The organism is Ruegeria sp. BB10, assembly GCF_056535725.1.
This window is the reverse complement of sequence record NZ_JBQFIW010000001.1, coordinates 1326391-1346999: the sequence shown is the minus strand read 5'-3', so window position 1 is coordinate 1346999 and position 20609 is coordinate 1326391. Positions and strand designations below refer to the sequence as shown.

Below are 20609 nucleotides of genomic sequence, written 5' to 3'. Positions count from 1 at the left end.
AGACCAAGACTATGCTATTCGGACTTGATGGCGTCGAGATAGGCCTCATAATCGTATTTTTCTGCCTTTTCGGAGGCATCCTTTCCGGGTTCCCGGTGGCTTTTGCCATCGGTGGGGCTGGTATCATCTCATTCGGGATCATCGCGGCATTGGACAGTGCCGGGTTGCTGGTGCATCAGGCCATCGACTCGGGCACGCAGGCCTATCGGGATCTGGTGAATTCGGGCGTCAAACCTGACACCATATCTGTTTTCCGATACCCGGAATTGCCAACCATTGGCGAGCCGGTCTTCCCCTCTGGCTGGGAAACTGCGCTGGACCGCAACGTCTCGTTCATTGTGAACCGTATCAACGAACGTGTTCTGGCCGGGCAATCCATCGAAACCCTGTTGGCCGTGCTGATGTTCGTCCTGATGGGCATCACGTTGGAGCGTTCAAAGATCGCCAACGATCTGCTGACCACAATGGCGCGTGTTTTTGGCCCGTTGCCCGGTGGTCTGGCCGTGTCGATCGTGGTTGTGGGCGCGTTTCTGGCGGCCTCGACCGGGATTGTGGGCGCGACCGTTGTGACCATGGGTTTGCTGGCGCTGCCGACCATGTTGCGAAACAACTACTCGCCTGAACTGGCAACCGGTGTGATCGCGGCCTCGGGGACGTTGGGGCAAATCATCCCGCCTTCTATCGTGATCGTTCTGCTAGGCACGCTGGCTGGTGATTTGTATTCAACTGCGCAGGAAACCCGCGCGGTTGAGGCCGGGTGTACCGACGCGCTGACCTATCTGGGTGAGCCTGCGGTGGTCTCGGTCGGCACATTGTTCCAGGCGGCCTTGCTGCCGGGGATCATGCTGGCCTTGCTGTATGCGCTTTATGCCTTCGGCTATGCGTTGATGAACCCCGAAAAAGCCCCGGCCGTGGAACTGGGCGGCGGTGGCGGTGAACCGATCACCCGCGGTGAAGGTCTGACTTGGCTGCTGGGGGCGCCGGTCGCACTGATCGTAGGGGCCGTTCTGCTGGGCAGCACAGGTGTGATCGGCAGCCAGAACATCACTGTTTCGGCTTTCTCGGATATCGGCGAGGGTGCTTCGCTGCGCACCAACGTATCTGAGGAATGCAAGGTCTCGATGATCGATCTGCACGGTCAATCCGCCTGGGATCAGGCCGTGGTCGAGCAGCAAGCATTGGATGAGGCGGGCGGTGTTTCTCAGGCTCAGCGCCTGACTGAAGAAGAACTGGCCGCTGCGCAGGAGGCCAAGATTGCCGCTACTGCACCCATTGGTACTGGTGTCGCGGTTATCGTTGTGCTGCTGGGTCTGACCTTGCTGTTTGGTCGCGGCATAGCACCGTCGCAATCCACACAACCACTGATCATTGGATCCATCGGCCTGTTGTTGATGGTGCTGGTGGATGTGTTGCTGATTGCGCCGACGACCTCGTCAGGGGTGGCCTTCGTGATCATGGCGATACCGTTTGCGCTGGCGATCTATGGCTGCAAGTTCGCGGCTGAACGCTGTGCCACAAATGATCTGATCCGTGTGGTCTTTCCACCGCTTGTCCTGATCATCGCGGTGCTGGGTTCGATCCTTGGCGGCATTACCAACCCGACACCGGCGGCTGCGCTGGGTGCGGGCGGGGCGATCATGCTGGCGGCATATCGCAAACTGCAGGATCAGGGGCGCTCGGGGAAAGTGATCATCTGGTCGACCTTCGCCGTCATCATCTGCATGCTGATGGGCATAAATTTCGATCTGCGCATCAATCAAGGCGATGTCTCGGTCGAAAGCTGGATCGCCTTTATCTTTGCCTACGCGGCTTACCTCTATGCGCTGTTCGGATTGATCTTTGCCTGCTGGGTTCTGTTCTCAAGCGGAGTTCTAACCCCGGTTGTGCGCGAAACAGCAAAAGTGACATCGATGGTCTTTACCATCCTGATCGGATCGCAGCTGTTGAACCTGGTGGTAATCTCATTTGGGGGCGAACATTACATCCAGCAATTTCTACGCAGCTTTGACAACGAGTTCACGGTCTTCCTGATCGTGATGTTGGTGCTGTTCATCCTGGGCTTTGTGTTGGATTTTCTCGAGATCATCTACATCGTGATCCCCATCGTGGGCCCGGTGATCTATGGCGGGTCGTTCGATCCGAAATGGGTGACGATCATGGTGGCGGTGAACCTGCAGACCTCGTTCCTGACGCCACCGTTCGGGTTTGCGTTGTTCTACCTGAGGGGGGTTGCACCGAAAGAGGTGACGACGGGCCATATCTATCGTGGGATCATACCATTTGTCATCATTCAGGTGGTGGGGATTGGTATCCTGTGGTCCTTCCCGTCGATTGTGACCATCGTGCCGGATCTGATCCCGAATTGATTGGTTACTGTGATCCAACGGAAAAGGGGGCCAATTGGCCCCCTTTGCTTTTTGGTTTGTTGAATAGGCCAGCCCCTTCTTGGCCTACGGCCAATTCAACCCCGAGAAATTTTTTGCCAGATGAAGGCAGATCAGGTGAACTGAATCAGGTCCCAACGATTTCCGAACGGATCGCGCCAGACGGCGACCCAACCGTAGGGTTCTTGTCTGGGGTTTTCTTCGAAATGGACGCCTTTGGATAACATTTCGGCGTGATCGCGTTCGAAATCATCCGTTTGCAGAAAGAAGCCAACGCGGCCTCCGGTCTGATTGCCCACGGCGGCGATCTGGTTTGGACCGTCTGCCTGCGCCAGCAACAGTGACCCGCTATCTGATCCTGGAGGAGACACCTGCACCCAGCGTTTGCCACCGCCCAGGTCAACGTCTTGCGTCAGGGTGAAGCTGAGTTTTTGGGTGTAGAACGCAATAGCTGCATCGTAATCCGGCACCACAAGGGTGACGGCGTATAGTGTTTGGCGCATGGAAGTTTAGCCCTTGGTCGGGTGGCGGTCGGGCAGTTGAATACTGGCGACCTGCTCGGCAATCGGCGCGGTGGATAGCGGATGGTGCTTGCCGTCCGCCAGTTCAGACGGATTGTTGATACGCGTCCAATTGCCTTGGATATAGGCTTCGAGCCCTGAAAACCGCGCCTTGTACCCCATCTTGGGGCTGCCTGGTACCCAGTAGCCCAGATAGACGTAGGGCAGGCCAGCCTCGCGAGCGATGTCGATGTGATCGAGGATCATGTACGTTCCCAGAGAGCTTTGCGGCTGTTCAGGGTCATAGAAGGAATAAACCATGCTAAGCCCGTCATCCAAAACGTCAGTCAGGCTGACGGCGATCAGCTCTCCGTTTTCGGGGTCGGCATATTCGACCACGCGGCTGCGGATCGGAGTTTCTTCGATCATTGCAGCGAATTCGAACACATCCATATCGGCCATACCGCCATCGGCGTGGCGTGTGTCCAGATAGCGGCGGAACAGTTCGTATTGCTCATCAGTTGCCCAAGGCGAGTTTGCACGGCGCTGTAGGTAGGCATTGCGTTTGGCCGTGCGCTTTTGGCTTTTGCTGGGGCGAAAAGCCGACACGTCGATGCGGGCCGACAGACAGGCTGCGCAATCAGTGCAGGATGGGCGATAAAGCACGTTTTGAGAACGGCGAAACCCCTGTTGCGACAAGGAATTGTTCAGCTGATCGGCACCTTCGCCCTGTAGGGCGGTGAACAGCTTACGCTCCATCCTGCCCTCAAGGTAAGGGCAGGGTTGCGGGGCCGTCACATAAAATTGCGGCGCGATGGGCAGCGTGTGTCGCATGAAGGTTCCGTGTTTCCTGACACAGGATGATAACAACGGTTCCCTGAGCCGCCAAGTGATTCAATTGGCAGATATTTAAGCCCGCTGGTTGATCATGACCGTGCCAAGGAACGAATCCGTCAGGCCCTGACAACGTGCGCTGGTCAGCATCATGATGACCGAGATGATCTGAACCACGAAAAACGCCATGCTGATGAAATACCCGGCGGTATGGGCCACGGCTTTGCCCATATCCAGACGGGACCCGAATGCGTCCCGCAATTCAATGCCCATGAAACGCATGCCCAGTGTCGCCGATCCGTTGGCGATGGTAACAACGCGGTACACAAAGCTGATGACGCCATAGATCAAGGGCAGAAACAGCAGCCCCGCGCCAAATGTCAGGAAAACCGGCACGATGCACAGCAGCGAAATGAAGGCGATATCAAACAGCCACGCGACAAAGCGTTTGGTTGCTACCGACTGGTAGAACTCAGGCTGGGTATCAGGGTCGGGCAGGTGGGTCATGTTGTAATATCCGGATATTGTTCGGAAATTACCCTGTCCCGGATGGCGGGACAGGGCAAGCTTTGATCAGGCGCGCTCGCCGTTTTCGGGCTCGTCGTGGTTTTCGCGGGCGCGTTCGTCCATGAACTGGTCGAATTCAGCCTTGTCCTTGGCGTCACGCAGGCGGCGCAGGAAGGCTTCGAAGTCCTGCTGTTCGCGTTCAAGCCGCGCCAGAGTGTCCGCCTTATAGGCATCAAACGCGCTGTTGCCCGAGGGTTTCATGGCGCTCATGTGACTGTGCCAGGATTTGCGGCGGCTGCAGGATTTGCTGAACATGCGTTTGCTCCAGATCATATAGGCCAACAGGGCCAGGCCAACGGGCCAGAAGAAGATGAAACCAAGGACCATGACGGCGATCCAGGCGCCTTTGCCTTTGTCATCAAGCCAAGTTTCGATGCGGTGCAGCCATCCCGGATTTTCTGGGACGGCGGGGTCGGACAGTGCGGTCATTTGGGGTCTCCGGGGTTGATGTAAATCGTTTTCACATTGATAAGATGGGAAGCAGATGGCTGGTTGCAAGGGGTCGATGTGAAAAAGATTTACATTATGCGTCGGGGCCAAGTTTGGTTGACGTCACCCAGAGAACAAAGCAGTTTGCAAAAATGTCTGTCGAAGAACGAAAAACCGCCCCGTCACTTGCCGAAATTCTGGAACTGGAAAAGCAAGTCTGGACTGCACTAGTTGAAGGCAATGCCTCGGCCGACCGGGCATTGCTGAGCGCGGATTTTCTGGGGGTCTATCCCACCGGGTTCGCTAACCGCGATGATCATGTCGGGCAATTCGCTGATGCGCCAACGATGTCGCGGTACGAGTTGAGCGAGACAAAACTGCGGGTTCTGAACGCTGATATTGTCCTGTTGTCCTATCGTGCCGATTACCAACGCCCGGACAGTGATGCTTGGGAGGCGATGCTGATCTCTTCCCTGTGGGAGCGCCGCCATGACGTCTGGGTCAACAGTTTCAGTCAGGACACTCCATTGGAGGCGCAATGACCGGTCCGCTGACCATCCACCGTGTTCCGCGGGCGTTTGATGCATCACTGGGTGATGAAGCGCTGAATGCGGTATCTGGTATCACGCCTGAACAAGGGGAGCTGATTGCAGGGACGGCGGGTTCGAGTCCATACCTAAAGGGATTGATCGAACACGAACGCGATTGGTTGCCGTCGGCCTTGCAAGAGCCCGATCAGGCTTTTGCGGATGTGATGGATGCAGCGCGTGCCTTACCACCGGATCAGTTGAAATCCGGTTTGCGGCAAGCCAAGCGGCGCATGGCTTTGCTGACCGCGCTGGCCGATCTGGCGGGCGCGTGGCCGTTAGAGAAAGTGACCGCTGCGCTGACGGATTTCGGCGCGCTGGCTGCGGATGTTGCCGCCAAGGCGGAGATCGCGGCACTGATCCGGCGCGGCAAGCTGCCGGGGAAGACCGAAGACGATGTGGAAACCGCTGCCGGGATGATCATTCTGGCCATGGGCAAGATGGGCGCGCACGAGCTGAACTATAGCTCGGATATCGACCTGATCGTTCTGTTTGATGAGACCCGCTTTGACCCCGATGATTTCTTCGATGCGCGTCAGGGGATGGTGCGGGCCACGCGCAATTTTTGCGCCACGCTCAGCGACAAGACCGCTGATGGGTATGTGTTCCGCACTGACCTGCGATTGCGTCCCGATCCGGCGGTGACCCCGGTCTGTTTGGCGACCGAGGCGGCCGAGCGGTATTATGAAAGCCTTGGCCGCACCTGGGAAAGGGCAGCTTATATCAAGGCGCGCCCATGTGCCGGTGACATTGCCGCCGGGCAACGCTTTCTTGATGCATTGCGCCCCTTTGTCTGGCGCAGACATCTGGATTTCGCCGCCATTCAGGACGCCCATGACATGCGCCTGCGCATTCGCGAGAATAAAGGCACCGGCGGCACGCTGACCATTCCCGGCCACGATATGAAGCTGGGGCAGGGTGGCATTCGTGAGATCGAATTCTTCACCCAGACCCGCCAGTTGATTGCGGGAGGTCGCGACCCTGACCTGCGCGTGCGCGGCACGGTGCCCGGTCTGGCTGCATTGGCCGGAAAAGACTGGATACCGCAGGACGTGGCCGAAAAGCTGACCGACCACTACCGCTCCCACCGCGAGGTCGAACATCGCATTCAGATGGTTCACGATGCTCAGACCCATAAGGTGCCCCAATCACCGGACGGTATCGAACGCGTCGCCTGCCTGATGGGGATCGATAGCGCCGGCTTGACTGCTGACTTGACCCGCCGTCTGACCGAAGTGCATGAGCTGACCGAGGGGTTCTTTGCCCCAGGATCTTCGACGCCCGCACCTGCCGGTGAGGCCGATTTTGACCAAAATGTCCTGGCCCGCTGGACCACCTATCCAGCGCTACGCTCGCAACGCGGCGCGCGGATATTTGAACGTCTCAAGCCCGAGCTGCTCTCGCGCCTGTCGAAAACTGCAAAACCGGACGAGGCACTGCGGGCGCTGGACGGTTTTCTTGCAGGGTTGCCAGCAGGTGTGCAGCTGTTTTCCCTGTTCGAGGCTAATCCCCACCTGATCGACCTGCTGGTCGATATCGTGGGCACCTCGCACGCATTGGCGGCGCATCTGTCCCATAACGCCGCCGTGTTTGACGCGGTGATTGGGGGCAGTTTCTTCAGCGACTGGCCAGGGCAAACGGCACTTCAGTCTGATCTTGAGCAGGCGCTGCAGCAGGAATCGGACTATGAAACGCAGCTGGATTTCGCACGTCGCTGGTGCAAGGAATGGCATTTCCGTATCGGTGTACATCACCTGCGCGGTCTGATTGACGGTGTGCAGGCCGGGCAGCAATATGCCGAACTGGCCAGCGCTGTTATAGCCGCGATCCTACCTTGCGTGACTGAACAATTCGCCAAAAAGCACGGACCTGCGCCGGGGCGCGGGGCGACTGTACTGGGTATGGGATCGCTGGGGGCAGGGCGGATCAACTCGCAATCCGATCTGGACATGATCGTGATCTATGACCCGCTGGATCAGGACATGTCGGACGGTCCGCGCCCTCTGGCCACGCGTACCTATTACGCCCGGTTCACACAGGCGCTGATCACGGCGCTCTCTGCTCCGATGTCGCAGGGGCGGCTTTATGAGGTCGACATGCGCCTGCGCCCGTCTGGCAATCAGGGGCCGGTGGCGACCAGCTGGGCCAGCTTCACCAATTACCAGCGCAACGAAGCCTGGGTTTGGGAGCATTTGGCCCTGACCCGTGCCCACGTGGTCGCAGGCGACGCGGGTTTGACGCAGGATATCGAGAGCTTCCGCGCTGATTTTCTGGCGCAACCGGAAGACCGCCAGAAGGTCCTGCGCGAAGTGTCCGAAATGCGCGCCCGTTTGGCCGCCGCCAAATCCCCGGTGGGGATATGGGATGCCAAGAACGGCGCCGGGCGGATGATGGATATCGAACTGATGGCCGAAACGGGGGCATTGCTGTCTGGTGTGACACAGCGCGACGTGCAGTCCGGGTTGGACGGCACTGTCGCTGCCGGTTTGCTGGACGTCGCGCAAGTGCAAACGCTCAAGGATTGCTACGATTTATGCTGGTCCGTGCAATGCGCCGCCCGGCTGCTGTCGGGTAAGGTGATCGAGGCGGACAAGATCGGCGAGGGCGGCGCGGCTTTCCTGTGTCGGGCCACCGGGTTCGAACAGGTCGAACACCTGCAGGGCGCGCTGCAGGACAGTTACACCGCCGCCGCCGGAATCATCGGCCGCGTGCTTGAGGAGGGGCAAGATGCCGCGCAATGACGATCCAAACGATCACAAGGGCCTGATCCGCGAGGCGTACCGCATCGACGGCATCACGCTGCCCGAATGCCGCAGCATTTTTCTGGACTGGGCGCTGAGCCTGCCTGCGGATCGCGATCAGACACAGGCCCTTACTGCGTTACACGCCATCTATGCCACGCAAGAGGCCGATCATCCGATGACACAAGTGCTGGCCGAAGGGCTACAATCGGCTCAGACACCCAAGAGGCGCGGCGGCTGGCGGTCCCGGTCTCGCTAGGGCTTTTCCCCCGGCGCGTTCACCACTATGAGGGCGTCATGACCCAAGCCACCGACCGCCCCCGTATCCGCCTGAAACCCAAAGCCAACGCGCGCGGCCTGCGCCATGGCTTCCCGTGGGTCTATGCCAACGACATTGTCACTGATCGGCGTACACGCAAGATACCGGTTGGTGCTTTGGCCGTGCTGGAGGATGACAAACGCGCGCCCATTGCGTTGGTCGCCGTGAACCCCGAGTCGAAAATCATGTGCCGCGTACTGGATCGCGACCTTGACGCCGATTTGAATGCTGAATGGTTCGAATCCCGCCTGCGCCGCGCTATGGACATGCGCGAACGCCTGTTTGACGCCCCCTATTACCGCCTGATCCACGCCGAAGCGGATGGCTTTCCCGGCGTGATCATCGACCGCTTTGGTGATGCCTGCGTGATCCAACCCAACGCCGCTTGGGCCGAGGCGCATCTGGAAGCGCTGACCGACGCGTTGGTTGCTGTGACGGGTGTGACAACTGTGCTGAAAAATGCCTCGGGCCGCACTCGGGGACTGGAAGGGCTGGATGATGAAAACCAGACCTTGCTTGGAACTGCGCCTGACGCTCCGCTGCCGGTGCCAATGAATGGCGCGACCTATATGGCTGATCTTACCGGAGGCCAGAAAACCGGCCTGTTTTACGACCAACGCCCCAACCATGCATTCGCTGCACGGCTGGTGCAGCCGGGTGCGCAAGTGCTGGACGTGTTCAGCCATGTGGGCGGTTTTGGTCTGGCGATGCTGGCTGGCGGCGCGGCGCAGGCCCTGTCTGTCGATGGTTCGGCTGCGGCGCTGGACTTGGCGACGAAGGGTGCCGAGGCTTCGGGATGTGCGGATCGATTTGAAACCCGTCAGGGCGATGCGTTCGAGGTGCTGACCAAATTGGGCGAAGAAGGCGCGCAATTTGACGTGGTCATCTGTGATCCACCCGCTTTTGCGCCGTCGAAACAAGCCCTGGACGCGGGCCTGCGCGCTTATGAGCGTATCGCACGGCTGGCCGCACCGTTGGTGAAACCGGGCGGCTATCTAGGGCTTTGTTCTTGTTCACACGCGGCCGATCTGGGTCGGTTCCGCGACGCGTCCTCGCGCGGGATTGGCCGGGCAGGGCGCCAGGCACAACTGATCCACACGGGGTTTGCCGGCCCCGACCACCCGCAACTGCCGCAACTGGCTGAAAGCGGGTATCTCAAAGCCGTGTTTTACCGGCTGTGAAGGCGGTTCTGGATACCTGTGTCATCTACCCCACGGTGATGCGCGAGATGCTGTTGGGCGCCGCCAGATTGAGTCACTTCACGCCGATCTGGTCTCCTCGTATCCTCGAGGAATGGGCCCGCGCCGCCCGCAAACTGGGCCCGGAAGGCGAGGCGCAGGCCCGTGCCGAAATCGCCCTGACGCAGGCGCAATGGCTCAAGGCCGAACGCGCGGCCAAGCCGGGGCTTGAACAACGCCTCTGGCTGCCTGATAGCGCCGATATTCACGTTCTCGCCACCGCCGTTGAGGCCTCGGCCGATGTTATCGTCACCGTGAACGCCAAGGATTTCCCAAGAAATATTCTGTCGGAAGAAGGGCTTGAACGCCGCGATCCTGACGGCCTGCTATATGGATTCTGGATGGACGACCCCGACGGCATGGCGGAACTCGCCGACCGTGTTTTAGCCGAAGCCAACCGGCTGTCCGGTGATCAATGGACCTTGCGCGCGCTGATGAAAAAGGCCCGTCTGCCAAGGTTGGGCAAGGCGCTCAGCCATTAGGCCGTATCCAACTTCATCTGGTTAATAATATCCCGGTGGGGCTGGCCCCGAAGCTAACCGCCCGCGCCCCAACGCTGCTCAAGTGCTTCCAGCGCTGCAATACGCTCATCCGTTTTGGGATGGCTCATCAGCCAGGCCGGAGTAACACCTGCGCGCTGTTGTGTCAGGTCTTCCAACTTGTGAAACAGCGACTTTTGCGGCCCAATCCCGATCCCGGCCTTGGTCAGCAGAGCAGCGGCATATTCATCCGCCTCATATTCATCGCTGCGCGATAGACGCGAGGCCAGCAGGTGGGTCAGCATATTGGCAATCCACGCGCCGATGAAGGGAATGAACCGGTTCAACAGCATCATCAAAGCCGCCCGCAATGCGTTCTGGCCGGAAAAATCGATCATCCGCCGCCGCGCATGCCCCAGCGCAACATGTCCCAGCTCATGTGCGATAACGCTGGCCATTTCCTCGGCCGAAACCTCTCCGTTACGGAATTTGCGATAAAAGCCGCGCGTAATGAATATCCGCCCGTCAGCAGCCGCCAGACCGTTCACCGGGTCGATCTCGTAGATGTAAACCGGGACCCGGTCGATCTCGAGCGCGGCGGCCAGCCTGTCAGTCATGCGTTTCAGCACCGGATCAGCCAGTTCGGTCGATTTCGCATCCAGCTCTCGGTGCGTTCGCCAGACGGAAATCCGGTACATCACAAAGGCATAGGCAATCGCCAATAGGATCAGGGTCAATCGAAGCATGCAGTAGATATGGCTCTGAGTGGGGGAATAGGCAACCAGCCTTAATCATTTGTGCATTAAAGAGAGCGGACGTCCTATTTTCGTCGAAATTCTCAGTAGCCGGAATCGGAGAAAAATCACTAGGATTCAATTGATTATGAAGAAGTTTTGTTTTCGCGCGTACAGAGCTTGCCTAAGATCAATGGGATTATACGGGCTTCTATTGTGTTTCATGGCTGCTTGGACACTGACTTTCGGTTGGTCTCAGGAATGAGTATTGGACCGATGGCTTTGGCCACGCTGATTACACTCGGTTTCAGTGTAGCAATGACCAATTCAAAACTAACGCCGAATTGGTTGGCTGATCCGGATGGCATTGTAAAAGCACTAATCGTCTTTGTGGGTTCAGGCCCACTTATGCTTGTTTTTGGCGTGGCGGCCATCGCTGTCATTGGACCATTGGGGTTTGAAACACAGTTGGGTAAATCGCTGTCCATTCTGGTCGCGTTTCCCGCTTTGGTGTTGGGAACTGTGATGGGTTGGGCGGCCCTGTTCTACGGGGTTTGCCCAATAAAGACCAATCCGTCCCGCCAGCGCGGCCCAGTTTTCCTCTGCCGGGTAAACCACCGAAAACGCAATCCTGCGCGACCTGCGTCAATCGCGCACGAGCAGTTGATCCTGACTTAACGCGTCAATTCCTTCATTCCCTGCTCCAGTCCGGCTAGGGTCATCGGCACCATGCGATCCTCAAAAATTTCCTGAATCATGCCGATTGAGTGGGTGTATTCCCAGTATTTCTCGGGCACCGGGTTGATCCACAGGTTTGACGGCCATTGCTCGCGGGCGCGTTGCAGCCAGACCTGCCCGGCCTCTTGGTTCCAGTGCTCGTTGGCGCCGCCTGGATAGGCGATCTCGTAGGGGCTCATCGAGGCATCGCCGACAAAGATGCATTTGTAGTCCGAGCCATAGGTGCGCAGCACCTCATGCGTTGGGGTCTTCTGATCCCAACGGCGGCGGTTGTCGCGCCAGACGCCTTCGTACAGGCAATTGTGAAAGTAGTAGTACTCCAGATGCTTGAACTCGGTCCGGGCGGCCGAGAACAGTTCTTCGACCACTTTGATATGCGGGTCCATTGAGCCGCCGACGTCCAAAAACAGCAGCACTTTGACAGCGTTGTGGCGTTCGGGGCGGGTTTTCACATCCAGATAACCATGTTCGGCTGTGGCCCGGATGGTGCCGTCCAGATCCAACTCTTCCGCCGCTCCTTCACGCGCCCAGCGACGCAGGCGTTTCAAGGCGACCTTGATATTGCGCGTGCCCAGTTCAACCGTGTCGTCCAGGTTTTTGAATTCACGCTTGTCCCAGACCTTGACCGCACGCTGATGGCGGCTCTCGTCCTGACCGATGCGTACGCCTTCGGGATTATATCCATAGGCTCCGAACGGAGAGGTGCCAGCGGTGCCAATCCATTTGTTGCCACCCTGATGGCGGCCTTTCTGATCCTTGAGGCGCTCGCGCAGCGTCTCCATCAGTTTGTCGAATCCGCCCATGGCTTCGATTTCGGCTTTTTCTTCTTCTGAGAGATGTTTTTCGGCCATCTTTGCCAGCCAATCGGCGGGAATGTCGACTGCTTCAAGAACCTGTTCAAAGCTGATCTCGTCCAGCCCTTCAAAACTGGCGGCAAAGGCACGGTCGAATTTGTCTATGTTGCGTTCATCTTTCACCATCGACACGCGGGCGAGGTAGTAAAACGCCTCGACATCATATGTGGCCAGACCCTTTTTCATGCCCTCAAGAAAGGTCAGGTATTCGCGCAAGGATACGGGAATGCCCGCTTTTCTGAGATTTTCGAAAAAGGGCAGGAACATGGGTCAGACCACAAAACGTATGAGTATAAGGGACAGCACAAGGCCGACCAATGCAAAGGCAATGCCATACCCGGCTGCATATTGCGCCATGTCGGCGCCGGTGCCGTTGCGCTTGCGCGCTGTCATCGCCCCAAGGATTGCCCCCAAAATCGCCATTCCCAGAATTACGACCATGCGTTATCCGCCTCTGTTGTTGGGGGATCCTTCCGCAACTTCCTGATTAAGCGACCGGACCACCGTTTCCGAGCCGAACCCGTAACGTGCCCATCCCAGACTGTCCAGCCTGACAGAGCGTGCCTCAGCCGTCCGGCCCGCCTGATTTAGGGCTTCGGATTTCAGTAGCAACAATGTCGCCAGTTGCGAGGCATTTTCGGCCCGCATCATCACGTCGATGGCCTTATCCAATTCGGGCAGGGCTTCGGGGCCTTTGCCTAGTGCTAGTGCGAAAGCGGCAGTCTGTGTAGTGACATAGGCCTGATGGATTTCGGTGCCGGGGGTTGCGCGCAAGTATTGCAAAGCGGTCTGATAATTGCGCAGCGCGTCCTGCGGTTTGTCGAACTGACCCATCCGCCCCATCAGGTAAAAGGGATAGGCGCGGCGATGATCGGTCCAGCCCTGTTCCTGACCGATCCGCGCGGCCTTTTGCGCGGCCCGCAGGCGCCGTTGCGTATTCAGTTGCGGGCGCAGGGATTTTTGAACCGCATTGATCCATTCACGCGGCGTTTCAGATACCGGCTGCATTGGTATGTTCTCGCCACGCGGGTTCAGGCGCCTCAGAATGCCGGGTAGGGCGGCCTTAACCTGTTCGCTTGTCATGCCGCTGCGCAGTTCGGGTGCGTAGGCCGTGCGCAGGATCAGCATGTCGAACCCAGTAAGGACAGTATGGATATTGTCATCGTTGAACACTGAATCCGGCAGATGATACAGATCGTTCAGCGGCCCCAGTGACTGCGCAATCTCTTCATGCAGGCAATCGCGTTTTTCCTGCGGGCTGACGTCGTATGGAATAAAGATGCCCAGACGTTCGCGGCTGCGCAGCCGGCTCCAGCTGCTTATCTGTTTGCGCCGGTTACGGCGGTACTCTTCAAAGCTCGAAGAGTTCGGCACCACGAAACAGGCCGCTTGTGGCAGAATTTCGTGGATCTCTGCCTGGCTGACGGCCTCGATTGTGATGTTGGCCGTGCCGTCCGAAATCTGTTGAATGTCGATTCCGGCCTCGCGGCGCAGGCGGGTCAGCAATTGGGTCAGGTCGCGCTGCATCGAGGGCGTAGGTGAGCCGGTCAGACGCACGGTGATCGGCGTTTCAAACCGCGTGAATACCGGCAGTTTCGCGCCCCCTTCCAACGCGAAATGCAACGATACGAAATCCGCCGCGATATTGGCGTTCGACCGGCCCGGTGGCATCGGGAACGCGCGGGTGAAAGTCTTGGCTGGGGGCAACGTCTCTTCAATCGCCTGCACGCGGGTAGGTACTTCGGTCGTCTCAACCGCTGCGCAGCCTGCCAGCGCCACACCTGCAACAAGGGCCAGCCATCGCATCATGGGCGCTGATACCGGATAAAGGGCGTCTGTTTGCCGATGCGGTCATAAAGTTTGCGGGCGGTGTGGTTGAAATCCTGCGTCAGCCAATAGACTGACGGCGCGCCCTGTCGGTCGGCCTCATCATACACCGCCTGAATCAAGGCGCGGCCGACTCCGGAACCACGCGCCTGGGGGCGGGCGAACAGGTCTTGCAAGTAGCACACGGATTCAACCTTCCACGCGTGGCGGTGGAAAAGGTAATGCGTGAGACCAACAAGCCGCCCGTTTTGTTCCGCAACAAAACATGAGAAATCGTGCGGATCATCGCCCAGCAATCGTGCAAAGGTGCTGTCATAGATCTCATCTGCGACCGTTGTTTCATAAAACGCCAGATAGTCGCGCCACATGTCGGACCATTCAGCGCGGTCTTCAGGCCGCAAGGCGCGGATGGTCAAAGTGTCAGTCAATCACAGGGTCCCATCTGATCCGGTTATAGGTAGCCCGGATAAACCGGACCGCCACCTGCAATGCTGACAGCCAGACCTGTCCAAAGCAAGCAGCGATAACCAGATGTTCAACAGGTTTAGCGTTTGCTGCGCGCCATAAAGGCCAGTCGCTCGAACAGATGCACGTCCTGTTCGTTCTTCAGCAACGCACCGTGCAGCTTGGGCAAAGCGTTCACACCATCGCGTTTCAGGTCTTCGGACGTCAGGTCCTCGGCCAACAGCAGTTTCAGCCAATCCAGCACTTCGGAGGTTGAGGGCTTTTTCTTCAGCCCCTGCGTTTCGCGGATTTCATAGAATTGCGTCAGGGCAGTGGTCAGCAACGCATCTTTGATACCGGGGTGGTGGACCTCGACGATCCGGCGCATGGTCTCCTCGTCAGGGAAGCGGATATAGTGGAAGAAACAGCGGCGCAGAAACGCGTCGGGCAGTTCCTTTTCATTGTTCGAGGTGATGATGACGATGGGGCGGTGTTTGGCCCGGATGGTCTCACCAGTCTCGTAAACATGGAACTCCATCTTATCGAGTTCCTGCAGCAGATCGTTGGGAAACTCGATATCCGCCTTGTCGATCTCGTCAATCAGCAGAACAATCTTCTCGTCGGCGTCAAACGCCTGCCACAGCTTGCCCTTACGGATGTAGTTGGACACGTCATGCACGCGTTCTTCACCCAGCTGACTGTCACGAAGCCGGCTGACCGCATCGTATTCGTACAGACCCTGTTGCGCGCGGGTGGTGGACTTCACGTTCCACTCGATCATGCGCAGCCCCAGTGCGCCTGCCACCTGTTTGGCCAGTTCTGTTTTGCCCGTGCCGGGTTCCCCCTTGACCAGCAGGGGGCGTTCCAGCGTCACGGCAGCATTCACCGCAATGGTCAGGTCATCGGTGGCAACATATTCGGCGGTGCCTTGGAAACGTGCGGTCATGGGCCCCTCGTTTGGTTTTGCGCAATCTGTGTTGTTCGGGTTACAGAGAGGCGATGATTTTGACAAGCGGGCCACGGCGTCGCGGGATCAGATTTTCGTAACGACTCCAATCCCTTTTGCGTGATTCGACGTCCGGCGGGTGCCGTGTCTGTTGGGGATCGCCTAATTTTCGCCTGACAATTTCCACAGTATAACAAGGTTTTGTTGTTATTTGTCTCATATTTAGACATGCCGGGGACGTGACGTATTAAGACGACGTTTGTGTAGTGACATTCGTACGTGCGTCGGATACATGCACCGCAGAAGGGAGTGCCAAATGTCAGGTCAAACAACAGCAACCGACGTTACTGGCCATACCGAGGGAGCAAAAATGAAGCAGGAAGTTTTTCTGCCGGAGGATTATCGCCCGGCCGAAGATGAACCTTTCATGAATGACCGTCAGCTTGAGTATTTTCGCCGCAAGCTGCTGGATTGGAAGAATGAACTATTGGCGGGCAGCCGCGACACGATCGAAGGGCTGCAGGACAACACCCGTAACATTCCGGACGTTGCAGACCGCGCAAGCGAGGAAACAGATCGCGCGCTGGAGCTGCGGACCCGCGACCGTCAGCGCAAGCTGGTTGCCAAGATCGACTCGGCCCTGCGTCGCATCGAAGAGGGCGAGTACGGCTATTGCGAAAAGACGGGCGATCCGATTTCGCTGAAACGTCTGGATGCGCGTCCAATCGCGACCATGACGCTTGAGGCGCAGGAACGTCACGAGCGTCGCGAAAAGGTCCACCGCGACGATTGATCGCTGGAACTTTGGTACAAATTCAAACGCCGGGGCCTGTTGCTCCGGCGTTTTTGCGTTAAGCCAGTGCCATGGATATCAACGGTCTGAAATTCAATGTCATCGGCGGCGGAATAGGGGGGCTGGCAGCCTCTTTGGCACTGCGGCAACGCGGGGCGCAGGTCACGGTTCTTGAGCAGGCTCCGGCCCTGACTGAGGTTGGCGCAGGATTGCAGATCAGCGCCAACGGCATGGCGGTTTTGCGGGCGCTGAATGTGTTAGGGGATAAGCCCGAGGGCGGGCAGTTGTCGCACGGCACAATTCTGCGAGATTATCGCAAAGGTCGAGTAATAAGCCGTATTCCTGCGCCGGCGGCCGGACCGACCTACTATTACCATCGCGCGGATTTGCTGGACCTGTTGCGCCGGGCGGCTTTAGAGGCGGGCGTTATTATCCAGCTGGGCGCGCAGGTGGCGCAGGTTCTCCAACATCCGGCAGAGGTAGAAGTCGTTCTGAATGACGGCGAACGCTTGCGGTGCGACTGTGCTATCGCGGCGGACGGGGGTCGCAGCACCATACGTCCGACCCTGAACGGGCCAGAGGCCCCTAAGTTCACGCACCAGATTGCCTGGCGTGCGACTATCCCCTTGTCAGAACGAGAGGAGATGCCTTGCGCCTCACTGACAATGGGGCCTGGACGCCACGTCGTCACCTATCCGTTGCGCGATCAGAAACTGATGAATGTGGTGGCAATTGAGGAGCGCTCGGACTGGCAAGAGGAAGGCTGGCGACTGCAAGGCGATCCGAATGATCTGCGCGCGCGTTTTGCCGATTTCGGGGGGCCAGTGGGTGATATTCTGTCTGACGTGACCGAAACCCATCTTTGGGCCCTGTTCCTGCGGCCTGTGGCGCAAAGCTGGCAGAACGGGCGGTTGGCGCTGCTGGGTGACGCCGCGCATCCGACCTTGCCCTTTATGGCGCAAGGGGCCTGTTTGGCGTTAGAGGATGCGTGGATTCTAGCCCGCACCTTCGAAGAACAGCCCGATGTGACACAAGCATTTGCCGCCTATGAAAACCTTCGCCGACCAAGGGCTAAGCGAGTCGTTGCCACCGCCGGAGTTAACGCGCGAAATTTTCACCTGCGCGGTCCCATGCGACTGGCGGCACAGATGGCGCTGATGGCCGTTGGACCAAGGCTTTCGAAAAAATACGAGTGGATCTATGCCTACGACCCGACCGCATGATTGATTACAGGTCGAGCTGAACCCAGACTGGCACATGGTCCGACGGTTTCTCATGCCCGCGCACGGCTGCATCAATCTGGCAGTCTTGCATCAGATCGGCAGCCTGAGGTGTCAGCAGAAAGTGATCGATACGAATGCCATCGTTCTTGTTCCACGCACCCGCCTGATAGTCCCAGAATGAGTAGTGACCAGGTCCTTGCGTGCGGGCCCGAAACGCTTCGGTAAAGCCCAGATTGAGGATTTTGCGAAACGCCGCACGGCTATCCGGTCGGAACAAGGCATCCTCGCGCCAGGCATCCGGGCGGGCGGCATCTTCGGCCTGTGGGATGATGTTGTAATCTCCCGCCATAAGTGCCGGTTCTTCGCTGGCCATAAGTTCGCGCGCCCGATGATACAGCCGTTCCATCCAGGCCAGCTTATAGTCGTATTTCGGTCCGGGTACCGGGTTGCCGTTGGGCAGGTACAACCCGCAAATCCGCAGCGCTTGCTTGCCGATCACGGTTGCTTCGATCCAACGCGCCTGTTCGTCCTCGTCATCTCCGGGCAGGCCGCGGGACACATCCTCAAGTGGAAGTTTTGATAAGATGGCGACGCCGTTAAAACTTTTCTGGCCGTGGGTTTCGACGTTATAACCACGTTCCTCGAATATCTCGCGTGGGAAGTTTTCATCGACCGACTTGATTTCCTGCAATAGGACGACGTCAGGTTGTGCTTCGTCAAGCCACCGGGGCAGAGCTTCGGCCCGCGCTTTGATGCCGTTGATGTTAAACGTGGCGATTTTCATGCGCGATCCTCCGGCTGGCTGCCGGTTGATCTATCCCTCAACCACGCGTGCAGGGCAAGGTCACATTGAAAAAGACGTACCGCAGCCGCAGGATGAGGTCGCGTTGGGGTTTTCGATCACAAACCGCGCACCGATCAGTTCCTGCGTGAAATCGATCACTGCATTTTCCAGAAACGGCAGAGAAATCGAATCGACAATGACCTTTTGGCCTTTGCCTTCCAGCACAAGATCGTCGTCTTTGGGTTCGTCCAGCGCGATTTCGTATTGAAAACCGGAACATCCGCCGCCTTCCACTGCGACGCGTAGGGCCTGACCCTGATCCGCTGCACCAATCTCGGCCAGACGGTCAAAGGCGCGTTCTGTGACTGTGGGGGGCAGATTCATGCCGGTCTCCAAAGGTTTATTTCCTTTACGCCTTACAATATAGAAATTGCAAGGACAGGCGACAAGGATAAGGCCTTTGGACAGAGCAGGTTTTGCCTCGGACCCGGGCCGCGCAAGGGGGCGGCTAGTACCTGAGGAGGAAAGCAGTTTCCGGTCATGCTTTCAGCGCGACCGGGATCGGATCATTCATGCCAGCGCGTTTCGGCGGCTGAAACACAAGACACAGGTGTTTGTTGAACATGAAGGCGACAGTTACCGCACGCGCCTGACACATTCTATCGAAGTGGCACAGGTGGCGCGCACGATTGCCGGGGCATTGGGATTGAACCCTGAACTGACCGAAGCCGTGGCATTGGCGCATGATCTAGGGCACACGCCCTTTGGTCATACCGGAGAGGACGCTTTGCACGCTTTGATGGAGCCATACGGCGGCTTCGATCACAACGCGCAGGCCATTCGGATCGTCACCAAGTTGGAACGCCACTATGCCGAATTCGACGGCTGCAATCTGACATGGGAATGTCTGGAAGGCATAGCCAAGCATAATGGACCTGTGACAGGCGAATTGCCGTGGGCGCTGGCCGAGTGCAATGGCGGTTTTGACCTTGAACTGCACACCCATGCCAGTGCCGAGGCACAGGTGGCCGCGCTGTCTGACGATATAGCCTATAACAATCATGATCTGTTGGATGGGCTCAGGGCCGATCTGTTCACGGACGCGGAAATTCAGCAATTGCCCATCGTCGGTGATTGCTATGCGGAAGTGGACCGCAAGTACCCTGGTCTGGACCCGTATCGGCGCAGGCACGAAGCATTGCGTCGCGTGTTTGGGGTGATGGTTTCGGATGTGATCGACACCTCGCGCGACCTGATCGCTGAGTCTGGGGCGCAAACGGTCGAAGATATCCGGCATCTGGGTTATCCGGTGATCCAGTTCTCGGCAGGGCTTTGGGCGCAACTTAAAGAGATCCGCGCCTTCCTGTTTTCGCGGATGTATCGTGCGCCCAGCGTCATGAAGGTCAGGGCCGAAGTGTCTGCGGTCGTTGAAGAATTATTCCCGATCTACTTGAACGATCCCAAACAAATGCCAGCCCATTGGCACGGCGATATAGAAGCAGCCCGTGATGAGACGGTGCTTGCGCGGATTGTGTCGGACTACATTGCAGGTATGACCGACCGCTTTGCCTTGCAGGATCACAAAAGGCTGACGGGGCGGTCGTCACTCGATGCCGATATAGGCTAGCGCCCAAACCTGTTGCCCGGATTGCTCGTCTGCCAGATCAGCATCATCTGTGGGCGGAAAAACGATCATCGTAGGGCCATAGCCGCCGATCCCCATCGGACTGCCATCCGCATGGGTTGCCACGATGGGTTGGTGCGCCTGAATACTGTCCCATGGGATTTCGGACTGGTATCCATCCATCGCCATTGGTTTGGCAGTCTTCCCTTCGGCCCCTGCCATGACCATCAAATCCGACAAAAGCGGACCAGAGAAGGCGACGTCGCGCTGATTGTCTTCGGGGCCGTAGGCAATTGTGACCTCCACTTGCGCTAGACCGTCAAGCATCGCGGCGTCAAATCCGGCGCCGCCGCTGTGCTGCACTTCGAGATAACCCAGCAGACCACCGTCATTTTCACCCCGAGCCGGTAAGTTGGTTTCCGTCACCGCCCCGCCCAGCGTCAGAAGAACATGGCCCTGCGGCGCGGGCATATCGGCCCAGACCGGGATCGAAGTGGTCAGGACGAATGCAAGGGGCAGGGCAAGACGCATGGAACGATCTCCGAGGTTAGGAATTTCCTGTGA

The 20609-nt window shown here is 58.1% G+C and carries 23 protein-coding genes; 10 read left to right on the top strand and 13 right to left on the bottom strand.

Annotation, left to right across the window (positions count from 1 at the left end):
- Nucleotides 1-11: 11 nt before the first annotated feature.
- Nucleotides 12-2366, top strand: coding sequence for a TRAP transporter large permease subunit (locus ACR3EP_RS06750; RefSeq protein ID WP_480636960.1), 2355 nt, complete (start codon nucleotides 12-14; stop codon nucleotides 2364-2366).
- A 131-nt stretch (nucleotides 2367-2497) separates the two neighbouring features.
- Here ACR3EP_RS06750 and ACR3EP_RS06745 read toward each other — a convergent pair whose 3' ends face one another.
- The 4 genes from ACR3EP_RS06745 to ACR3EP_RS06730 all read right to left on the bottom strand — a co-directional run bounded on the left by ACR3EP_RS06745 (nucleotide 2498) and on the right by ACR3EP_RS06730 (nucleotide 4714).
- Nucleotides 2498-2887, bottom strand: coding sequence for a VOC family protein (locus tag ACR3EP_RS06745; RefSeq protein ID WP_480636958.1), 390 nt, complete (start codon nucleotides 2885-2887; stop codon nucleotides 2498-2500).
- A gap of 6 nt (nucleotides 2888-2893) precedes the next feature.
- On the bottom strand, nucleotides 2894-3718 hold the full coding sequence (locus ACR3EP_RS06740; RefSeq protein ID WP_480636956.1) for an arginyltransferase: 825 nt from the start codon (nucleotides 3716-3718) through the stop codon (nucleotides 2894-2896).
- A gap of 75 nt (nucleotides 3719-3793) precedes the next feature.
- Complete coding sequence (locus ACR3EP_RS06735; RefSeq protein ID WP_170349003.1) at nucleotides 3794-4225, bottom strand: RDD family protein; 432 nt, start codon at nucleotides 4223-4225, stop codon at nucleotides 3794-3796.
- A gap of 66 nt (nucleotides 4226-4291) precedes the next feature.
- Nucleotides 4292-4714 carry a DUF2852 domain-containing protein gene (locus ACR3EP_RS06730; protein ID WP_170349002.1) on the bottom strand — a complete coding sequence of 141 codons (423 nt, stop codon included), beginning with the start codon at nucleotides 4712-4714 and terminating at the stop codon, nucleotides 4292-4294.
- A 152-nt stretch (nucleotides 4715-4866) separates the two neighbouring features.
- On the opposite strand from ACR3EP_RS06730, the gene ACR3EP_RS06725 reads away from it, so the two are divergent.
- The 5 genes from ACR3EP_RS06725 to ACR3EP_RS06705 are packed head-to-tail and all read left to right on the top strand — an operon-like array spanning nucleotide 4867 to nucleotide 10081.
- On the top strand, nucleotides 4867-5256 hold the full coding sequence (locus ACR3EP_RS06725; protein WP_170358901.1) for a nuclear transport factor 2 family protein: 390 nt from the start codon (nucleotides 4867-4869) through the stop codon (nucleotides 5254-5256).
- Nucleotides 5253-8042: a [protein-PII] uridylyltransferase family protein gene (locus tag ACR3EP_RS06720; RefSeq protein WP_480636954.1), complete on the top strand. Its 2790-nt coding sequence runs from the start codon at nucleotides 5253-5255 to the stop codon at nucleotides 8040-8042. Before ACR3EP_RS06725 ends, ACR3EP_RS06720 begins: the two co-directional genes overlap by 4 nt.
- Complete coding sequence (locus tag ACR3EP_RS06715; RefSeq protein WP_170396122.1) at nucleotides 8029-8301, top strand: hypothetical protein; 273 nt, start codon at nucleotides 8029-8031, stop codon at nucleotides 8299-8301. Before ACR3EP_RS06720 ends, ACR3EP_RS06715 begins: the two co-directional genes overlap by 14 nt.
- A 38-nt stretch (nucleotides 8302-8339) precedes the next feature.
- Nucleotides 8340-9542 (top strand): RSP_2647 family RNA methyltransferase, encoded by a 1203-nt coding sequence (locus ACR3EP_RS06710; protein WP_480636952.1) that lies wholly within the window; start codon nucleotides 8340-8342, stop codon nucleotides 9540-9542.
- Nucleotides 9539-10081: an RSP_2648 family PIN domain-containing protein gene (locus tag ACR3EP_RS06705; RefSeq protein ID WP_425080484.1), complete on the top strand. Its 543-nt coding sequence runs from the start codon at nucleotides 9539-9541 to the stop codon at nucleotides 10079-10081. The genes ACR3EP_RS06710 and ACR3EP_RS06705 overlap by 4 nt, the downstream gene beginning before the upstream one ends.
- 53 nt (nucleotides 10082-10134) lie before the next feature.
- On the opposite strand, the gene ACR3EP_RS06700 is transcribed toward ACR3EP_RS06705, so the two are convergent.
- On the bottom strand, nucleotides 10135-10824 hold the full coding sequence (locus ACR3EP_RS06700; protein ID WP_480636949.1) for a M48 family metallopeptidase: 690 nt from the start codon (nucleotides 10822-10824) through the stop codon (nucleotides 10135-10137).
- Nucleotides 10825-11073: 249 nt separating this feature from the next.
- Between ACR3EP_RS06700 and ACR3EP_RS06695 the strand changes: the two genes are divergently transcribed.
- Nucleotides 11074-11490 (top strand): hypothetical protein, encoded by a 417-nt coding sequence (locus ACR3EP_RS06695; RefSeq protein WP_480636948.1) that lies wholly within the window; start codon nucleotides 11074-11076, stop codon nucleotides 11488-11490.
- Here ACR3EP_RS06695 and ACR3EP_RS06690 read toward each other — a convergent pair.
- The 5 genes from ACR3EP_RS06690 to ACR3EP_RS06670 all read right to left on the bottom strand — a co-directional run bounded on the left by ACR3EP_RS06690 (nucleotide 11487) and on the right by ACR3EP_RS06670 (nucleotide 15621).
- Complete coding sequence (locus tag ACR3EP_RS06690; protein ID WP_170375722.1) at nucleotides 11487-12671, bottom strand: vWA domain-containing protein; 1185 nt, start codon at nucleotides 12669-12671, stop codon at nucleotides 11487-11489. The two genes, ACR3EP_RS06695 and ACR3EP_RS06690, sit on opposite strands and share 4 nt — an antisense overlap.
- 3 nt (nucleotides 12672-12674) lie before the next feature.
- Nucleotides 12675-12845: a hypothetical protein gene (locus ACR3EP_RS06685; RefSeq protein ID WP_170348993.1), complete on the bottom strand. Its 171-nt coding sequence runs from the start codon at nucleotides 12843-12845 to the stop codon at nucleotides 12675-12677.
- Nucleotides 12846-12848: 3 nt separating this feature from the next.
- Entirely contained in the window at nucleotides 12849-14213 is a 1365-nt protein-coding gene (locus ACR3EP_RS06680; RefSeq protein ID WP_480636946.1) for a DUF2927 domain-containing protein, read from the bottom strand.
- On the bottom strand, nucleotides 14210-14659 hold the full coding sequence (locus ACR3EP_RS06675; RefSeq protein ID WP_367647911.1) for a GNAT family N-acetyltransferase: 450 nt from the start codon (nucleotides 14657-14659) through the stop codon (nucleotides 14210-14212). Before ACR3EP_RS06675 ends, ACR3EP_RS06680 begins: the two co-directional genes overlap by 4 nt.
- Before the next feature lie 116 nt (nucleotides 14660-14775).
- Nucleotides 14776-15621, bottom strand: a complete 846-nt coding sequence (locus ACR3EP_RS06670; protein WP_480636943.1) for an AAA family ATPase — start codon at nucleotides 15619-15621, stop codon at nucleotides 14776-14778.
- 370 nt (nucleotides 15622-15991) lie between these two features.
- Between ACR3EP_RS06670 and dksA the strand changes: the two genes are divergently transcribed.
- Complete coding sequence (gene dksA / locus ACR3EP_RS06665) at nucleotides 15992-16414, top strand: RNA polymerase-binding protein DksA (protein ID WP_170348990.1); 423 nt, start codon at nucleotides 15992-15994, stop codon at nucleotides 16412-16414.
- Nucleotides 16415-16485: 71 nt separating this feature from the next.
- The gene (locus ACR3EP_RS06660) at nucleotides 16486-17637 is read left to right on the top strand and encodes an FAD-dependent monooxygenase (RefSeq protein ID WP_480636942.1); all 1152 of its coding nucleotides are present in this window, start codon (nucleotides 16486-16488) and stop codon (nucleotides 17635-17637) included.
- A 4-nt stretch (nucleotides 17638-17641) separates the two neighbouring features.
- On the opposite strand, the gene xth is transcribed toward ACR3EP_RS06660, so the two are convergent.
- A complete protein-coding gene (gene xth, locus ACR3EP_RS06655) occupies nucleotides 17642-18421 on the bottom strand; it encodes an exodeoxyribonuclease III (protein ID WP_480636940.1) in 780 nt (259 codons plus the stop codon).
- A 60-nt stretch (nucleotides 18422-18481) separates the two neighbouring features.
- Nucleotides 18482-18805, bottom strand: coding sequence for a HesB/IscA family protein (locus tag ACR3EP_RS06650; protein WP_170348987.1), 324 nt, complete (start codon nucleotides 18803-18805; stop codon nucleotides 18482-18484).
- A gap of 76 nt (nucleotides 18806-18881) precedes the next feature.
- Here ACR3EP_RS06650 and ACR3EP_RS06645 point away from each other — a divergent pair, with 76 nt between their 5' ends.
- Entirely contained in the window at nucleotides 18882-20048 is a 1167-nt protein-coding gene (locus ACR3EP_RS06645; protein ID WP_170549336.1) for a deoxyguanosinetriphosphate triphosphohydrolase, read from the top strand.
- Here ACR3EP_RS06645 and ACR3EP_RS06640 read toward each other — a convergent pair.
- Nucleotides 20025-20576 carry a putative pterin-binding protein gene (locus tag ACR3EP_RS06640; protein ID WP_480636939.1) on the bottom strand — a complete coding sequence of 184 codons (552 nt, stop codon included), beginning with the start codon at nucleotides 20574-20576 and terminating at the stop codon, nucleotides 20025-20027. The two genes, ACR3EP_RS06645 and ACR3EP_RS06640, sit on opposite strands and share 24 nt — an antisense overlap.
- Nucleotides 20577-20609: the final 33 nt, after the last annotated feature.

What these genes read in the sequence shown, in the direction of transcription:
- ACR3EP_RS06720 (WP_480636954.1), top strand. Translation starts at nt 5,253, where the DNA reads ATGACCGGTCCGCTGACCATCCACCGTGTTCCGCGGGCGTTTGATGCA.
- xth (WP_480636940.1), bottom strand. Translation starts at nt 18,421, where the DNA reads ATGAAAATCGCCACGTTTAACATCAACGGCATCAAAGCGCGGGCCGAA.
- ACR3EP_RS06650 (WP_170348987.1), bottom strand. Translation starts at nt 18,805, where the DNA reads ATGAATCTGCCCCCCACAGTCACAGAACGCGCCTTTGACCGTCTGGCC.
- ACR3EP_RS06680 (WP_480636946.1), bottom strand. Translation starts at nt 14,213, where the DNA reads ATGATGCGATGGCTGGCCCTTGTTGCAGGTGTGGCGCTGGCAGGCTGC.
- ACR3EP_RS06730 (WP_170349002.1), bottom strand. Translation starts at nt 4,714, where the DNA reads ATGACCGCACTGTCCGACCCCGCCGTCCCAGAAAATCCGGGATGGCTG.
- ACR3EP_RS06670 (WP_480636943.1), bottom strand. Translation starts at nt 15,621, where the DNA reads ATGACCGCACGTTTCCAAGGCACCGCCGAATATGTTGCCACCGATGAC.
- ACR3EP_RS06735 (WP_170349003.1), bottom strand. Translation starts at nt 4,225, where the DNA reads ATGACCCACCTGCCCGACCCTGATACCCAGCCTGAGTTCTACCAGTCG.
- ACR3EP_RS06725 (WP_170358901.1), top strand. Translation starts at nt 4,867, where the DNA reads ATGTCTGTCGAAGAACGAAAAACCGCCCCGTCACTTGCCGAAATTCTG.
- ACR3EP_RS06715 (WP_170396122.1), top strand. Translation starts at nt 8,029, where the DNA reads ATGCCGCGCAATGACGATCCAAACGATCACAAGGGCCTGATCCGCGAG.
- ACR3EP_RS06690 (WP_170375722.1), bottom strand. Translation starts at nt 12,671, where the DNA reads ATGTTCCTGCCCTTTTTCGAAAATCTCAGAAAAGCGGGCATTCCCGTA.
- ACR3EP_RS06745 (WP_480636958.1), bottom strand. Translation starts at nt 2,887, where the DNA reads ATGCGCCAAACACTATACGCCGTCACCCTTGTGGTGCCGGATTACGAT.
- ACR3EP_RS06660 (WP_480636942.1), top strand. Translation starts at nt 16,486, where the DNA reads ATGGATATCAACGGTCTGAAATTCAATGTCATCGGCGGCGGAATAGGG.
- dksA (WP_170348990.1), top strand. Translation starts at nt 15,992, where the DNA reads ATGAAGCAGGAAGTTTTTCTGCCGGAGGATTATCGCCCGGCCGAAGAT.
- ACR3EP_RS06640 (WP_480636939.1), bottom strand. Translation starts at nt 20,576, where the DNA reads ATGCGTCTTGCCCTGCCCCTTGCATTCGTCCTGACCACTTCGATCCCG.
- ACR3EP_RS06685 (WP_170348993.1), bottom strand. Translation starts at nt 12,845, where the DNA reads ATGGTCGTAATTCTGGGAATGGCGATTTTGGGGGCAATCCTTGGGGCG.
- ACR3EP_RS06695 (WP_480636948.1), top strand. Translation starts at nt 11,074, where the DNA reads ATGAGTATTGGACCGATGGCTTTGGCCACGCTGATTACACTCGGTTTC.
- ACR3EP_RS06700 (WP_480636949.1), bottom strand. Translation starts at nt 10,824, where the DNA reads ATGCTTCGATTGACCCTGATCCTATTGGCGATTGCCTATGCCTTTGTG.
- ACR3EP_RS06740 (WP_480636956.1), bottom strand. Translation starts at nt 3,718, where the DNA reads ATGCGACACACGCTGCCCATCGCGCCGCAATTTTATGTGACGGCCCCG.
- ACR3EP_RS06750 (WP_480636960.1), top strand. Translation starts at nt 12, where the DNA reads ATGCTATTCGGACTTGATGGCGTCGAGATAGGCCTCATAATCGTATTT.
- ACR3EP_RS06710 (WP_480636952.1), top strand. Translation starts at nt 8,340, where the DNA reads ATGACCCAAGCCACCGACCGCCCCCGTATCCGCCTGAAACCCAAAGCC.